This window comes from Streptomyces sp. cmx-4-9 (assembly GCF_046548835.1).
Taxonomy (GTDB): domain Bacteria; phylum Actinomycetota; class Actinomycetes; order Streptomycetales; family Streptomycetaceae; genus Streptomyces.
Window position 1 is genome coordinate 1 of record NZ_JAEBEE010000013.1, and the last position, 13,976, is coordinate 13,976.

General features: G+C 71.0%; 17 protein-coding genes. All 17 read right to left on the reverse strand.

Annotation, left to right across the window (positions count from 1 at the left end; genetic code table 11):
• Positions 1-1,261: amino acid adenylation domain-containing protein (locus ACLJTM_RS32545; RefSeq protein ID WP_411107400.1), on the reverse strand; the 1,261-nt coding region annotated here is incomplete at its 3' end.
• A gap of 198 nt (positions 1,262-1,459) precedes the next feature.
• Positions 1,460-3,139, reverse strand: coding sequence for a phytoene desaturase family protein (locus tag ACLJTM_RS32550; RefSeq protein WP_411107401.1), 1,680 nt, complete (start codon positions 3,137-3,139; stop codon positions 1,460-1,462).
• Between the two features lie 158 nt (positions 3,140-3,297).
• The gene (locus tag ACLJTM_RS32555) at positions 3,298-3,699 is read right to left on the reverse strand and encodes a hypothetical protein (protein ID WP_411107402.1); all 402 of its coding nucleotides are present in this window, start codon (positions 3,697-3,699) and stop codon (positions 3,298-3,300) included.
• The gene (locus ACLJTM_RS32560; protein WP_411107403.1) at positions 3,696-4,103 is read right to left on the reverse strand and encodes a hypothetical protein; all 408 of its coding nucleotides are present in this window, start codon (positions 4,101-4,103) and stop codon (positions 3,696-3,698) included. Before ACLJTM_RS32560 ends, ACLJTM_RS32555 begins: the two co-directional genes overlap by 4 nt.
• 1 nt (position 4,104) lies before the next feature.
• Positions 4,105-4,476, reverse strand: coding sequence for a hypothetical protein (locus ACLJTM_RS32565; protein ID WP_411107521.1), 372 nt, complete (start codon positions 4,474-4,476; stop codon positions 4,105-4,107).
• Positions 4,467-5,183 carry a 2-hydroxychromene-2-carboxylate isomerase gene (locus tag ACLJTM_RS32570; protein WP_411107404.1) on the reverse strand — a complete coding sequence of 239 codons (717 nt, stop codon included), beginning with the start codon at positions 5,181-5,183 and terminating at the stop codon, positions 4,467-4,469. The genes ACLJTM_RS32565 and ACLJTM_RS32570 overlap by 10 nt, the downstream gene beginning before the upstream one ends.
• Before the next feature lie 55 nt (positions 5,184-5,238).
• A complete protein-coding gene (gene fabG / locus ACLJTM_RS32575; RefSeq protein ID WP_411107405.1) occupies positions 5,239-5,988 on the reverse strand; it encodes a 3-oxoacyl-[acyl-carrier-protein] reductase in 750 nt (249 codons plus the stop codon).
• Positions 5,985-6,470 carry a 3-hydroxyacyl-ACP dehydratase FabZ family protein gene (locus ACLJTM_RS32580; RefSeq protein WP_411107406.1) on the reverse strand — a complete coding sequence of 162 codons (486 nt, stop codon included), beginning with the start codon at positions 6,468-6,470 and terminating at the stop codon, positions 5,985-5,987. Before ACLJTM_RS32580 ends, fabG begins: the two co-directional genes overlap by 4 nt.
• Entirely contained in the window at positions 6,470-6,877 is a 408-nt protein-coding gene (locus tag ACLJTM_RS32585) for a 3-hydroxyacyl-ACP dehydratase FabZ family protein (RefSeq protein WP_411107407.1), read from the reverse strand. Before ACLJTM_RS32585 ends, ACLJTM_RS32580 begins: the two co-directional genes overlap by 1 nt.
• Positions 6,874-7,149 (reverse strand): acyl carrier protein, encoded by a 276-nt coding sequence (locus ACLJTM_RS32590; protein ID WP_411107408.1) that lies wholly within the window; start codon positions 7,147-7,149, stop codon positions 6,874-6,876. The genes ACLJTM_RS32585 and ACLJTM_RS32590 overlap by 4 nt, the downstream gene beginning before the upstream one ends.
• A gap of 52 nt (positions 7,150-7,201) precedes the next feature.
• On the reverse strand, positions 7,202-8,302 hold the full coding sequence (locus ACLJTM_RS32595) for a beta-ketoacyl synthase N-terminal-like domain-containing protein (RefSeq protein WP_411107409.1): 1,101 nt from the start codon (positions 8,300-8,302) through the stop codon (positions 7,202-7,204).
• Positions 8,303-8,339: 37 nt separating this feature from the next.
• Positions 8,340-9,341 carry a hypothetical protein gene (locus ACLJTM_RS32600; protein ID WP_411107410.1) on the reverse strand — a complete coding sequence of 334 codons (1,002 nt, stop codon included), beginning with the start codon at positions 9,339-9,341 and terminating at the stop codon, positions 8,340-8,342.
• The gene (locus ACLJTM_RS32605) at positions 9,341-10,186 is read right to left on the reverse strand and encodes an alpha/beta fold hydrolase (RefSeq protein ID WP_411107411.1); all 846 of its coding nucleotides are present in this window, start codon (positions 10,184-10,186) and stop codon (positions 9,341-9,343) included. The genes ACLJTM_RS32600 and ACLJTM_RS32605 overlap by 1 nt, the downstream gene beginning before the upstream one ends.
• Positions 10,183-11,139, reverse strand: coding sequence for a beta-ketoacyl synthase N-terminal-like domain-containing protein (locus ACLJTM_RS32610; protein WP_411107412.1), 957 nt, complete (start codon positions 11,137-11,139; stop codon positions 10,183-10,185). The genes ACLJTM_RS32605 and ACLJTM_RS32610 overlap by 4 nt, the downstream gene beginning before the upstream one ends.
• Positions 11,136-12,278 carry a beta-ketoacyl synthase N-terminal-like domain-containing protein gene (locus ACLJTM_RS32615; RefSeq protein ID WP_411107413.1) on the reverse strand — a complete coding sequence of 381 codons (1,143 nt, stop codon included), beginning with the start codon at positions 12,276-12,278 and terminating at the stop codon, positions 11,136-11,138. Before ACLJTM_RS32615 ends, ACLJTM_RS32610 begins: the two co-directional genes overlap by 4 nt.
• The gene (locus ACLJTM_RS32620) at positions 12,275-13,525 is read right to left on the reverse strand and encodes a beta-ketoacyl-[acyl-carrier-protein] synthase family protein (RefSeq protein ID WP_411107414.1); all 1,251 of its coding nucleotides are present in this window, start codon (positions 13,523-13,525) and stop codon (positions 12,275-12,277) included. Before ACLJTM_RS32620 ends, ACLJTM_RS32615 begins: the two co-directional genes overlap by 4 nt.
• Before the next feature lie 40 nt (positions 13,526-13,565).
• Positions 13,566-13,817 (reverse strand): acyl carrier protein, encoded by a 252-nt coding sequence (locus ACLJTM_RS32625; protein WP_411107415.1) that lies wholly within the window; start codon positions 13,815-13,817, stop codon positions 13,566-13,568.
• Between the last annotated feature and the right edge of the window lie 159 nt (positions 13,818-13,976).

A 13,976-nucleotide genomic window follows, 5' to 3' on the forward strand; every position in this document is an offset into this window, starting at 1 on the left:
GCAACGCCGAAAGAACCGCCTCCACCTCCCCCGGCTCCACCCGGAAACCACGCACCTTCACCTGCTCGTCCGAACGCCCGACGAACTCCAGCACACCCCCCGCACCCCACCGCGCCACATCACCCGTCCGATACATCCGCTCCCCGGACCCACCCAACGGATCAGCAACAAAACGCTCCGCACTCAAACCCGCACGACCCAGATAACCCCGCGCCAACTGCACACCCGCCACATACAAATCACCCGCCACACCCGCATCCACCGGCCGCAACGCCCCATCCAGCACATACGCCCGGGTGTTCCAGACCGGCCGCCCGATGGGCACCGTGCCGGTTCCGGCCGACAGGGCACCGCTCAGGGTCGAAGCGACCGCGGCTTCGGTGGGCCCGTAGGCATTGACCAGGCGGCGTCCAGGCGCCCACCGGGCCACCAGCTCGGGCGAGCACGCCTCACCGCCGGTCACCACGCACTCCAGCAGCGGCAGTCCGCCGGCGGTGAGCGGTACCGTCGCCAGGACCGGCGCGGGCAGCATCACGTGCGTGATCGCCTCGGACTCCAGCAGCGCGGCCAGCTCGTCGCCGACGACCTGGCCGCGGGGCAGCACGAGGGTGCCGCCCGACAGGAGCGTCATCAGCAGGTCTGCCACCGACGGGTCGAAGTTGGGTGAGACCGCCTGGAGCACGCGGGCGCCTGCACCGACACCCAGGTGCGCCCTGTGCACCGCCGCCATGTTCGCCGCGCCCCGCTGCGGCACCACCACGCCCTTGGGCCGTCCCGTGGACCCGGATGTGTAGATCACATAGGCGGGGTGGGCGGCGTCCAGTGCGGCGACGCGCTCGCCGTCGCCCACGTTCTCCCGGGACAGGGCGGCGAGTTCCGCCTCGGGAACGGGCGCGGTCAGCGTCAGCGCCGGGGCCGAGTCCTCCAGCATGTACGCCACCCGGTCCGCCGGATACTGCGGGTCGACCGGCAGGTAGGCGGCGCCGGCCTTCCAGATGCCCAGCACTGCGGCCACCCAGTCCGGCGAACGCGGCAGCGAGAGCGCCACGAGCCCCTCGGGTCCCACGCCGCGGTCGATGAGGAACCGCGCGACCTGGTTCGCCCGCGCGTTGAGTTCCGCGTACGAGAGCGTTTCGCCTCGGCACGCCACCGCGGTGAGGTCCGGCCCCCGCTGCACCTGTGCCTCGAACAGGTCCGGCAGGGTGTGGTGCAGCGCGTCGGGGTCCGGCATCAGGGAGTTGCGACCTCGTGAATCAGACATGGCTGGGACCTTCGCTGATGGCAATTCATCCGGGATGGTGCAGAACTGGCAGCGGCAGACCCGGAGGGCAACGCAGGTGGCCGCGATCGTGCCGCTCGGCGGGCTCGGCCCCCGCAGCGCACTGGCCCAGTCTCACCCGGGGCGGCCGGGGAGGGGCCGGAGCTGCATGAAACTGCCAGCTCTTCCTGCCGGGTCCGGTCAGCGGATCCTGGCCAGGCCGCGTGCATGGCGGCGCGCGGTGCCCCGGGAGACCGCGAGCGGGTCCCAGCCGTCGAGGCGTTCGGGCAGCAGGTCCGGGTCGGCGATGACGGATCCGGAGTGGACCTCGCTCATCAGGCGCCGTTCGAGGATCTGTCCGGCACAGGCGATGCCGCCGACGGCGACGCCGGTGATCCCGCTTCCGTAGCGGGTGTTGGCGCCCACCACGTGCAGCCCCTGCACGGAGGTACGCGTATCCGGCCGGCTTCCCGCCGTCCCCCATTGCGCCAGGCCGAACGGCGTGCCTCCGGTCGAGAGGGTGTACCGCTCGTGGGTGAGCGGGGTGGCCGCCTCCAGGTGGACGATGTGCTTGCGGAACGGTCCGATGGCCTCCTCCGCGGCGTTCAGCATCGCCTCGGTCAGCCGGGCCTTCTGCTCCCGGTACGGGCCCGTACGCCGGTAGGGCTCACCGGAGGCGGGGCCTTGCGCCACGCCCCAGTGGTCGTAGCTCGGCGGGCACAGCGTCATCACCTGGAAGTTGCTGTGTCCCGGCGGGCAGACGGTGCGCGAGCCGGGGTCCTTGAGGGAGGCGAAGGACATGAAGAGGAACGGCACGGGGTCGAGGTCGCCCTCGGCCAGCCGCTTGTAGTACCCGTCGATGTCGTTGTCCCGGTACCACCACAGGTTCGCGTTGGGGCGGCTCGGAAGTTCCGTGTCGAGTGCGATGTAGAGCGTGGCAAAGGGGAGCCCCATGGTGGCGTCCCGTGTCTTGGACACCAGGCGGCGGGGGAAGTGCTCCTCCCCGACGAGGTCCAGGACCGTCCGGCGGTAGTCCGCGTTGGAGACGACGAGGTCGGACGCGATCAGCCGGCCGCCCTTCAGACCGACCCCGGTGACCTTGCCGTCCTCGACGAGGATGCGTTCCACCGTGCTCTTGGTGCGGAGTTCTCCTCCGTGCGACTCCAAGACCTCCACCAGCGAGGCCGCCAGCATCTGGCCGCCGCCTTCGGGGTAGTAGGCGCCGCGGACGTAGTGGTCGGTGACCGTCGCGTGCAGGGAGACGCTCGCCTGGTCGGGGCCCATCCCGTAGTTCGGTGACTGGGCGGCCAGCACGGTCCGCGCCGGGGTGGACAGCCCGCAGTGGTCGAAGAGTTCGGAGAGGGTGCGGCGTCCCCAGGTCACCGTGGTCGGGGTACGGGCCACGAGCTCGGTGATCGTCAGGTCCTCGGCCGACAGGAGCGCCGACCGCATCTCCTCGCCCAGGCCGGCGCACGTGTCGATGAACCGGTCGATGCCCGCCGCGTCCCCGGGCAGCGCCTCCTTCAGCCGCTGCCGGTACTGCGGCCAGCCGGCCGGCATGTCCATCGTGACGCCGGGAGTGACGATCCGGTCGAACCCGTTCTGGTCCATCTCCCGGTAGACCACCCGGTCCTTGAGACCGAGGCCGCCGAAGATCGCGGGCAGGACTCCGCCGGGACCGCAGTCACCGAGGTAGTGGACGCCCACGTCGAACTCGTAGGCGCTGCGGCGCCGGAACACATGGCTGTTGCCGCCGGCGACATCGTGCTGCTCCACGACCAGTACCCGGCGACCGGCGACGGCCAGATAGGCCGCGCACACCAGCCCGCCCAGACCCGAGCCGACAACGACGGCATCCCACTCATCATCCTGAGCCGACATACCAGCGATTCCACCTTTCCGGTGATCCGACCCCCGCGCGGGTGCGAGGGGGAGAGCGCGAAGACGAAGGAGTGCCTGTGTGGGGCAGGGCGCCGGCGAGCACCCCGGCCGGCGGGTGCGGATGACCGGAAGGCACCGGCGGGCGGCCGGGGCCGCCCCTAGAGGTAGAAGACGGCGCGGTACCCGGACCACCGCAGGGCCATCGCACCCGGCGCGGCGCTGCGGACGCCCGGCAGCAGGTCCTTTTCGGCGCTCAGCCCGTGAGACCTCAGGTCCGCTGTCTCGGCCCAGACGCCGACACCGGACTCCAGCAGGACGCCGAGTCCGCGCCGCGGCTCGCTCAGGGTCGTGATCTCCCGGTTTCCCAGGCGCAGGGTGGGTGTCCGGCCTGCCCGGGCCGCGTAGGTGACGGCCGACCCGCGGAGCAGGACGTCGAGCCCGCCGAGGTGGCGGTGGAAGAGGAAGGCGCAGTACAGCTCGTCGGAGAACTGCGTCTCCACGGCGCCCCGGTAGCCGCGTTCGATGATCGCCAGCGCGCGCTGGGAGCCGGCGGCCGTCACATCACGCCCAGGTACAGGGTCTTGTCCGCGGCGGCGACGTGTTCGGCGAACCTGGTCGGCGCCCTCAGCGGGACTTCGGGGAGGTGGGCGACCGCGCCGCGGTCGTCGCTGCAGAAGCGGCAGGCGTACCAGAGGAACCGCCCGGGGAAGGCCCGCAGCATCTCCCGGATGACGGCGGCCGTCGAGGGGTACTCGGCGGACCATGCGGCCAGGTTGCGCGGCTTGTCGTCCCCCAGACCCTGCTGCGTCAGCATGGTCGCGTAGCCGCAGGCCCAGACGTGGACCTTCGCACCGCTTTCGAGCAGGGCCTGGGACAGCCGCAGGACGCTGGTGACGACATCGCTCTCGTAGGGCGAGCCCATCAGCGTCATCAGTACGTCCGCGGCCGGGACCTTGGTCGCCATGTCAGTGCCACACCACCCTCACGTCCGGATCGAGCACACAGGCCGCCACCTCGGTCATGGCGACGGGTGCGGCCGCCGGGAGGAGGCCCGACTCCTGCAGTCCGCGCTGGGCGAGCGAGAACCGGTCCACCCAGATCTCGCAGCCGGCGTGCGCCGCCGAGGCCGCTTCGTCCGACGCATCCGCCACGGCCGCCGAGACGCCGTCCTGGATGAACAGCAGCCGCACCCGGTCGCCCCTGCGTGCCAGCGCGGCGGCGTCCCGCAGGAAGCCGGCGCAGCCGGGACCGGACCACGGCCCCTTGGTCTCCACCAGGAGATGGGATGCGGCCGGGACGTCCTCGTCGCCCTCCACGGCCGGCCGCGTCAACCGCATCCGCCGGCATGGCCGGTGTCGCCCCCGGCAGCGGAGAACAGGGGCAGTTCGACCTGGTCCTGCCAGCCCTTCGCCCCCTCCTCCGGGGGCAGGCCCCGGTACGCGGCCACAAAGGGCCCGAGCCGGTCGGCTCCCCAGAACTTGTCCCTGCCGTGCACGAAGAACGGAACCCCGAACAGGCCGTCCTGGTAGGAGGAGACCAGGCACTCCAGTCCCTGCTTGCGCAGGTCCGGGTCGTCGGCGGCGCCGGCCAGCAGCGCGGGGTCCAGGCCCAGCGCGCCGGCGATCTCCGCCATCGTCTCCCGGCGGGTGATGTCCCGCCCCTCCTCCCAGCGGGCCCGGTAGGCCAGGTCGATGAACTCCCGTCCGCGGCCCTCCCGTTCCGCTGCGAGGTAGGCCAGGTGGGACACTTCCCAGTTCGGGTCCTTGTCGATGGGCCAGGTCATGGACAGACCGCGGGCCCTGGCGAGCCGGGCCGTGTCCTGGAGGATGTAGAAGCCCTTGGCCCGGGACATGGCGACGATGGGCAGTTCGACGTCCGCCTCGTCCAGCATGCCCTGCGTGGTCTCGTCGGGCTCCCAGAAGGGGATCCACTCGATGGCGTCCGCCACGTCGGCGTGGTGTTCGGTCAGTTCCCGGTAGGCGAACCAGGAGTACGGGCTGCGCAGGGAGAAGTACCAGCGCGGCTGCTTCTTCTTCTTGGCCATGAAAGCGACCCCGATCTGTCGAAAGGGAGGATGTGGCAGGGGGAGAGGGGCGGAGCTAGAGGATGATCCCGCCGTCGATCTGGAGCACGGCTCCGGTGATGTACGAAGCACGGTCGGAGGCGAGGAAGGAGACCAGGTCGGCGACTTCCTCGGCGCGGCCCAGGCGTCTGAGCGGAATGGACTGCAGGGCCTGCTTCTTGACCTTGTCGCTGAGGTCTGCCGTCATGTCGGTCTCGATGAAGCCGGGCGCCACCGCGTTCGCCCGGATCCCGTACCGGCCGACCTCCTTGGCCAGGGACCGGGAGAAGCCGATGATTCCGGCCTTGGAGGCCGCGTAGTTGGTCTGGGTGGCGTTCCCGTACACCCCGGCCACCGAGGAGATGTTCACCAGGGAGCCGGACTTGCGCTTCATCATCTCGAAGATCACCGAACGGCAGACGTGGAAGACGCCGGTCAGGTTCACGTCGACGACCTCCTGCCAGTCGGCGTCGGGCATCATCAGGAGGGCGTTGTCCTTGGTGATGCCCGCCGAGGTCACCGCGACGTCGATCGGGCCCAGCCCGTCCTCCGTCTCGGCGACGAATCGGCGTACCGAATCCCCGTCGGAGACGTCGGCCCGTACGGCCAGGGCCTTGACGCCCAGCTCCGAGATCTCCTGTGCCAGCTCCTTGGCCGCCTGCTCGTCGGAGCGGTAGCAGAAGCCCACGTGGAAGCCGTCCTGGGCCAGCCGCAGGGCCGTCGCCCGTCCGATGCCCCGGGAACCGCCGCTGATCAGGGCCGTCCTGGATGCGCTGTTGTCGGTCACGCTTGCTGTTCCTCCCTCGGCCGGAGCTGTTCGCCCGGCCGGAATGCCATCACCATGCGCGAGAACGTCATGGCGACCCGGCCGTCCACGAGGCTCTCGCCCTCGAAGACGACGGTGTCGGTCAGTGTCCGCAGGACCCGCACCCTGTGCTCCAGGACGTCCCCGGGGTAGACGGTCCGGTGGAACTCCACCCCGGACATGGCGCCGGCCAGCATCACCTGTCCGCCGAGGTCCGCCTCCCCAGGTCCCGCGTGCACGGCCAGCAGTCCCGCGGCTTGGCCCCAGGACTCCACCAGCAGGGTCTGCGGATAGGCGAACTCCTCCTCTGCAGCGTCCTCCGCGAGGTGCTGGTACCAGGGCTCATTGCACGTGATCGCCTTGACCGCGCGCAGGCTCGTGCCCGGCACCAGCTCCACGACCCGGTCCACCAGCAGCATGGGGTACCGGTGGGGCAGCATCCGCTTGATCTCCGCGGCGTTCATCACCCGTCTCCTCCGGCCCGGTAGCGCAGCCGGACCTTCGCGGCGGTCCCGCGGGAGGTGGCCGCCTCACCCGAGGCGCTCCAGCCGTCCTCCCGTGCCTTCCAGTGCAGTGCGACGGTGAGCGTGTCCCCGGGGAAGACGGCGCCGACGAAGCGCGCGGACTCCAGGGCGGCCAGGGTCAGCCCGGCCGCCGGGGCGGTGGCACGGGCGGCCAGGTGGACGCATTCGACGACACACACGCCGGGAAAGATCGGGAACTGGGGGTAGTGCCCGGCGAACACCGGTTCCCCGGCTCCGATCACCGCCTCGGCACCCGACTGCAGGTCGCCGTCCCCGCCTGCGGCCCGCGCGGGCCGCAGGGCCCGGAGCTCCGCGCGGACCGGACTGTTGTGGTGGACCGGCGTCACGACCCCGCCAGCTTCTGGACCAGCAGACCGTGCGCGCTGCGGAGGGTCACGACGTCGCGCAGCTCCGCCTCGGTGAACTTGACGCCGTACTTCTTCTCCAGCACCACGACGACTTCGAGCGCCATCAGCGAGTCCACGTCGAGGTCCTCCAGGAAGTGGGCGTCGTCGGTGACCGCCGCGGCCTCGACGTCGAGGATCTCGGCGACGGTGGTGCGCAGCTCTTCCTTGTCGAAGGCTTCGGTGAAGAGGTGCTCAAGCTCGGATACGGACATGGCAGTTCCTTTCGTGAGGACAGCTCATGAGGGGGGCGGGGGCCCGGCCGGGTCAGCGCAGCCGCAGGAGTGCGCAGGCCAGCACACCGTCCCGGTCGACGGAGGTGACAGCGGCAAAGCGCCCCGCGGCCCGGGGGTCGTCCTGGGCCGCGGTCAGTACGGACACCATCTGGAAGGCGGCGGTGGCGGCGGCCGTGTCGCCGATCTGGACCGGGGACGGCACGTACCGCGGTGCCGGGCCGTCGAAGACGTGCGCCAGCCCCTCCCGCTCCTGCTCGCCCGCGGTCCCGGGCGGGCTGGAGGGCGACACCGCCCACACGTCGGCCCGGTCCACGCCCGAACGGTCCAGCGCCCGGGTCACGCATGCGGCCAGCGACTGCGCCACGCCCGCCGGACCGACCAGGCCCGGCTCGACCGCGACGACCTCGGCCAGCTCCTCGCCCTCCGCCGCCGCACCGGCGGGGCGCAGCCGCAGTACGGCGCATCCCTCGCCGAGGACCGTGTCCGCCTCGTCCTCGGTGCGGGTGTGCCAGTCCAGCCAGGCACGGGACGAGGAGTACTCCTCCACCGCACCGCACAGCACCGTCCGGGCCCGGCCTGCCGCCAGCAGCCGGCGCGCGTAGTTGAGCGCCAGGAGACCCGAGGCCCGGCCGGCCGCAACCGTGGTGTTCGGACCCTTCAGCCCGTACCAGATGGCGCACTGGCCGGCCGCGCAGTTCATGATGGCGTTGGGGATGTGCGAGGGGTCGATGTAGAAGGGCTTCTCGTGGACGAGGGTGTCCCGGGTGATGTTCATCATGCTCTCGGCGCTGCCCGTCGTCGTGCCGATGACCAGGCCGACGTCGGCGCCGCTCTCGTCCGCGCCCTGGCCGGCCGCCTCCGAGAGCAGTTCGCGCACGGTGGTGACGGCCAGGCCGGTCACCCGGTCCATGGACCGGGTGCCTTTGCGGCCCAGTACCTCCTTGATGACGAAGCCCGGTACCAGGCAGACCTGTTCGTCCGGTCCTGTCCATTCCGTGGCGGCCGGCGCCACCGCCGTCCGCCGGCCCGACCGGGCACCCTCGACGAAGGCCTCGCGGCCGATGCCGAACGGCGACACCGCCGACCAACCGGTAATCACCGGACCGCGCACCGCGGCCACCCCCCTGTTCACAGCCGAATCCTCCGACGTCTCGTGGTGTGCCGGCCGGTCAGGCCCCGGGCGCCGGCTCGTTGGTGAAGGCGCGCAGGACCCGGTCGTCGAAGGTGACCAGCCGGCCCTCGCGCCCGTTCTCGACCACTCCGTAGGCATGCGTGATCGAGCCGGTGGCCGTCTGCACCAGCCGTCCCTCCCGCACCACGTAGGTGTCCAGACGGGAGGTGTAGAGGAGGTTCTTGAAGATGCTGTCCACCGTGTAGACGACGTAGAGGTCCTCCTCCAAGAGCGCCTCGTCGAGCAGCGTCACCTGGGAGTGCGTCACTGCGGGGATCCAGTTCGTCTCGCCCAGCAGCGTGCGGATCGAGATGCCCCGCGCGTCCACGAAGCGGTGCTTGGCCTCCTCCATGAGCCGCAGGTAGCCGGACATCTGGAGCCGGTCGAAGAAGTGCACGAACGGGTAGGGGATGCGGAACTTCCAGCCGTACGCGTTCTTCCCGGCCAGCAGCTGCTCCAGAACCGGGTCGGAGTCGGTGGACCCGCCGGAGACCAGCGGCTCACCGAGGACGGGCACGGCGGCGCCGGGCTCCGCCCCGCCGACGGCCGCCGTCACGAAGGGCTCCAGTCCGGCGGGGACGGGCAGCCTGCGCAGCATGCGGGTGTCGTTCTCGTCGTACCGCAGGACGGCACGGACCTTCGAGGTCACGGCCTTCTTCGGCGCCCCGTCGCGCTGCACGGTGACGGCCACCTTGAACGAGAGCTCTCGGGCACCCTCCTCGGTCACCGGCTTGACCTCGATCGACGCCTCGTCGTCGACCACGAGTGCGGTCTGCAGCCGGGAGTCGATGTACGTGATGTCGAAGCCGAGGCCGTTCTCCTCGTAGAGGCGCCCCACCGGCAGGCCGCTGCGCCGGAAGTGCTCGATGACGGCTTTCTCGACCAGGTAGTTGACGTGCTTGAAGCCGATGATGGTGCCGATGTTGGCACCTTCGTAGCCGGGGGTGAGCACGACGGTGGTCGACTCGTTCAGCAGTGTCTTCGTCGCGGTGGTGGTCATCACATGCTCCTCAGGATGAATTCGTCGAGCAGGGCGGAGAAGAGCGCCGGGTCCTCCGCCATGGGGTAGTGGCCCTGCCCGGGAAGCACACGCAGCTCGGCCTCGGGGAGGTCGGCGGCCAGCATCGCGCTCTCCGCGGCGGCGAAGTCCTCGCTCCCGGTGACGACCAGGCAGGGCACCGTGATCAGGTCGGTGCGCAGCACCGGGGTGCGCAGGTAGGTCTGGAAGAACTTCAGCCAGCCGTGCGGCCCGACGCGCTCGCATACGCGCCGGGCCATCTGGTGGCGGAGTCCGGGGTCGATCGGGCGCCCGGGCCGGTTCCGGATGCCTTCCTCCATGAGGCGCAGGAACGTCTCCTGCAGACCGGCGGCCGCGTCCCAGGCGAAGTCGCCGGCCCGACGCCGGTAGAAGGGCGAGACCAGGACGATGCCCCGGATCCCGTACTGTCCGACCGGGTCGGCGCCGCCCGCCACCTGCGTGCCGAGGAATTCCAGCAGCAGGTTGGCGGAGAAGGAGTGGGCGACCACCAGGTGCGCCCCGCCGGGGACCAGGTCCAGGGCCGCGGGAACACCGACGGTGTCGTGTTCCTGCTGTCCCCAGGGCGAGACGTGCTCCGCACGCCAGGGCAGTTCGGCCGTCCAGGCCTCCAGGCCCGCGGGGCCGTGCTCCGCCAGGCCGTCCCACACCGTGCCGCTGCCCGCCAGCCCGTGCAGCAGCAGCCCGCGCAGGGCAGGGTCCCCGTCCGCGGGCCGGTGCCGCAGGTACAGGGGGACCGGCGCTGCGCCCGGTACGGCCGGTCGTACGGGCGCGGCGGCCGCCACGGGCGCCGGCGACAGCACGCTCATCGGGCTGTGCCCGGCGCCAGCAGGGCCAGTCCCGCAGTGGCGTCGTCGCCGGCCCGCCCGGCCAGCGCGTAGACCGGCCCGGCGCCGCCACCGGCGTACCAGCCGACCGCTCCGACGCACTGCAGGACGCCCAGCACGGCCGACGTCTCGCCCCACGCCTCGGAGAGGTCGTGCCGGGGAATCCGGGGCAGGAAGTCCCCGGCAACTCCCCCCGGGCCGTCGCCCGGGGGGAACCACGCGCCGGGTGCGCTGTCCGGTCCGGCGCTGCCCAGGGTGTCCAGGCAGGCCTCGACCCCGGAGGTCCGTACGCTCAGCCCCAGCACGGCCCGCGGGCCGGCCCCCCGCTCCCGTGCGAGGTCGGGGTGCTCCACGAGGACCGCGGCGGCGCCGTCCACGACGCGTTCCGCGCCCGTCAGGGCCCGGACCACCTCGTTGTCGGGCTCCACCCCGAGGACCAGCGCCCGGCCGGCCCGGCCGGAGGTGATCAAGGCGTCGGCCCAGCGGACGGCGTCCAGCCCGGAGGTGGGGCCGTTGCAGATCATCAGGTTGGGGCCGCGCAGCCCGTACTTGATGGCCAGGGTGGAAGCGATCACGTTGCTGGACGCGTTGGGGGTGTCCATCGGGCTGATGCCGCGCGTGCTGCCCTCCGCCGCGATCAGTTCCACCACCGCGCAGACGGTGTCCGCGTTGCCGTGGTTCGAGGCGACCAGGACGGCGACGGTCTCCCCCGGGACGGTCAGCCCGTCCTCGCCCAGCAGTCCGGCGTCCCGCAGGGTCTCGTCGGCGCAGCACAGGGCCAGCTGGGTGGCCCGGTCCTTGTAGCGCAGCCCCTTCTTTCCGATCCGGGCCGCCGGGTCCACGGCGGCGGCGTCCGTGCGTACGGGGCCCAGGAGGTCTGCCGCCGAGCGGACGCCCGGCAGGGCCAGGCCGACTCCGGTCACCACTGCGTTCACTGCGCCGCCTCCACTACTGCCACCGCGTTGATCCCGCCGAAGCCGAACGCGTCGATCTGCGCCAGCTTCACGTCCGCCCGCTCGCTCGCGTCGCGGACGAACCGGAACGCGGCCGCTTCGTCGGCCACGTTGTCCAGACCGGTGACGGGCGGGATCCGGCCCTCCTTCATCGACTGCAGGGCCACGATCAGACTCAGCACGCCGGATGCTCCCGAGGTGTGCCCGGTCATCGACTTCACGCCGGTCATGGCGGGCAGCCCGATGTGCGGGCCGTACACCTCGTGCAGAGCGATGCCTTCCGCCGCGTCGTTGAGCTGGGTGCCGGTTCCGTGCACCATCACCAGCTCGATGTCCTCGGCCTTGACGCCGGCCCTGCGGTGCGCGTCGCGGATCGCGGCGGCGATGCCCTGCGGATCGGGTGCGGTGGCGTGGAAGGCGTCGCAGTTGACGCCCACCCCGCGGATCCAACCGTGGGAGGCACCGGATTCCGCCGGAGCTTCGCGCCGCAGGACGATCGCCGCCGCGCCCTCCCCCATCACCGTGCCCTTGCGTTCCCGGTCGAACGGGCGGACCTGGTCGGGCGGTTCCAGCTGGAGCCGGTCCGACAGGCCGAACATGCTCTCCGTGATCACGTCCACCCCGGCCACGATCACCGTCTCGGCACCCTGGAACTCCAGCAGGTCCACTCCGAGTGCCAGGGCGTACAGCGAGGCCGAGCAGGCGTTGGAGACGGTGTGGGTGTCCTCGGCCCCGAAGCGCTCGCGCAGGGCGGTGCCGAAGTGCATCCGCGAGACGTCGAACTCCTGGCCGTCGCGTGCGCGGAGCTCCAGGGAGCGCAGCTCCCTGAGCCCGGTGCCCACCAGCACGGGGACGCCCCGCAGGTCCTCCCCCAGCCCGGCGTCGCGGGCGGCCTGCCCCACGGCCTCCAGGAGCAGCCCGGTGGCCCGGCCGACGACGTCGGCCCCGGTCCGGGGCCGGTTGTCCACCTCGTAGAGGTGGCGGGCGTTGTACCAGTCCCGGTTGAAGCCGCGCAGTTCACCGAGCCCGCTCCGGCCTTCACACAGCCGGCTGAAGAGGGTCTCGACGTCACCGCCGTTGCTCGCCACCGCGCCCATGCCGGTCACCGGCCAGCGGCTCATCGCTCCCCCTCGTACTTGCCGAGGATGACGATCGCGTTGTTGCCGCCGAAGGCCAGTCCGTTGTTCTGGACGATCCGCAGGTCGGCTTCCACGGCTTCGTTGGGCACGCAGTCCACCTCGCACTCCGGGTCGGTGGTCACGTGATTGATGGTGGGCGGTATGAACCGGTGCACGATGGCGAGCGAGCACGCGATCGCCGCGAGCGCGCTGGCGGCGCCCATGGTGTGCCCGAGCATCGACTTGATCGATATGGTGCGCGGCGGCCCGTCTCCGTACACCTCGCGGATCGCACGGGCCTCGGTGATGTCGTTGGCTTTGGTGCCCGTGCCGTGGGCCGAGATCAGGTCGACGTCCTCCGGCTTGATGCCGGCGCTCTCCAGGGCGAGTTCCATGCAGCGGGCGACGCTCGCCTGGTTCGGTGCCACCTGGTGGTAGGCGTCGCAGTTCAGGCCGTAGCCCAGCACCTCGGCGTAGATCCGGGCCCCGCGTGCCAGCGCCGACTCCAGGCTCTCCAGGACGAGTACGCCCGCGCCCTCGCCGGTGAGTATGCCCTTGCGGTCGGCGTCGAAGGGCTGGCACAGCTCCGGGGCGATGGTGCCCAGCCGGTAGAAACCGGCGAAGGTCTTGCGGCACATGGCGTCGGCGCCACCACACAGGGCGAAGTCCACTTCGCCCGTGCGAACGGCATCGAAGCCGTAGCCGATGGCGTAGTTCCCGGCCGCGCACGCCGTCGGAATGGTCACCGCCTCCACGTCGGTCAGCCCCAGCTCGTGGGCGACCGCCGCCGAGAGCCGGCCGGCCCGGACCCGGCGCGCGATGGTGGAGTCCATCTGCTCGGGCCCGAACCGGATCTGGCTTTCGACCAGTTGGTCCAGGTCGAAGGACTCGCCGTCGGTGGTGCCGATCGAGATCAGGCCCCGCTGCCCGCGAAGGACCTCCTCCTCCAGCCCGGCGTCCTCGATGGCCATGCGCGCTGCCGCGACCGAGAACTGGCTGGCCCGCCCGAGTTCGTCCACGTCGAGGTTCCGGATGTATTTCTCCGGTTCAAAACCGACGATCTCGCACCCGTTGGCGTGGGCGAATCCCTTGGTGTCGAAGGCGGTGATCGGTTTGGCACCGCTCCGGCCCGAGCGCAGCCCTTCGGCGAACTCGGCCGCTCCCACTCCGATGCTTGAGAAGACCCCAAACCCGGTCAGAACCACTCTGTGAGCCGTTGAGCTCGGACCATTACCTGCGAGATGCGTCATCGGATTCCTCAACCAGTCTCGGCCTGGACAGCGACGGGGACTACCAGCCGGCGGACTCGGCGACGACCTCGTTGACGCCCTTGAGGTTCACCATGCGGGCGAGTTCGGCCTGGTCGATGACCAGTTTGAATTCCTTTTCGAGCGACGCCAGGATTTCGATCGCCCGCAGGGAGTCGGCGTCGTGGTCCTCGCGGAAGAGGCTGGTCTCGGTCACCTCGTCCTCTTCCAGCTCAAGAATTTCGCAGACGATCTCCTTGATCGTGGCGGCACGCTCGACGGTCACAGAAGCCATGGTGTTTCAACCTCTCGATTTTCAAGTTCCCCGCACGGTCTGCTCAGGCGGCAGAAACCGGAGGAGTGGAATCGGCGGTAAGCCGTACAGAGCAGGAGACTCCGCGGCCTTTCATCATTCGGGATCAGATCAGGATCGCCTTCCCGAACCGCACTCCGG

What these genes read in the sequence shown, in the direction of transcription:
- ACLJTM_RS32605 (WP_411107411.1), bottom strand. Translation starts at nt 10,186, where the DNA reads ATGAGCGTGCTGTCGCCGGCGCCCGTGGCGGCCGCCGCGCCCGTACGA.
- ACLJTM_RS32625 (WP_411107415.1), bottom strand. Translation starts at nt 13,817, where the DNA reads ATGGCTTCTGTGACCGTCGAGCGTGCCGCCACGATCAAGGAGATCGTC.
- ACLJTM_RS32615 (WP_411107413.1), bottom strand. Translation starts at nt 12,278, where the DNA reads ATGAGCCGCTGGCCGGTGACCGGCATGGGCGCGGTGGCGAGCAACGGC.
- ACLJTM_RS32600 (WP_411107410.1), bottom strand. Translation starts at nt 9,341, where the DNA reads ATGACCACCACCGCGACGAAGACACTGCTGAACGAGTCGACCACCGTC.
- ACLJTM_RS32570 (WP_411107404.1), bottom strand. Translation starts at nt 5,183, where the DNA reads ATGGCCAAGAAGAAGAAGCAGCCGCGCTGGTACTTCTCCCTGCGCAGC.
- ACLJTM_RS32560 (WP_411107403.1), bottom strand. Translation starts at nt 4,103, where the DNA reads ATGGCGACCAAGGTCCCGGCCGCGGACGTACTGATGACGCTGATGGGC.
- ACLJTM_RS32580 (WP_411107406.1), bottom strand. Translation starts at nt 6,470, where the DNA reads ATGAACGCCGCGGAGATCAAGCGGATGCTGCCCCACCGGTACCCCATG.
- ACLJTM_RS32620 (WP_411107414.1), bottom strand. Translation starts at nt 13,525, where the DNA reads ATGACGCATCTCGCAGGTAATGGTCCGAGCTCAACGGCTCACAGAGTG.
- ACLJTM_RS32590 (WP_411107408.1), bottom strand. Translation starts at nt 7,149, where the DNA reads ATGTCCGTATCCGAGCTTGAGCACCTCTTCACCGAAGCCTTCGACAAG.
- ACLJTM_RS32565 (WP_411107521.1), bottom strand. Translation starts at nt 4,476, where the DNA reads ATGCGGTTGACGCGGCCGGCCGTGGAGGGCGACGAGGACGTCCCGGCC.
- ACLJTM_RS32550 (WP_411107401.1), bottom strand. Translation starts at nt 3,139, where the DNA reads ATGTCGGCTCAGGATGATGAGTGGGATGCCGTCGTTGTCGGCTCGGGT.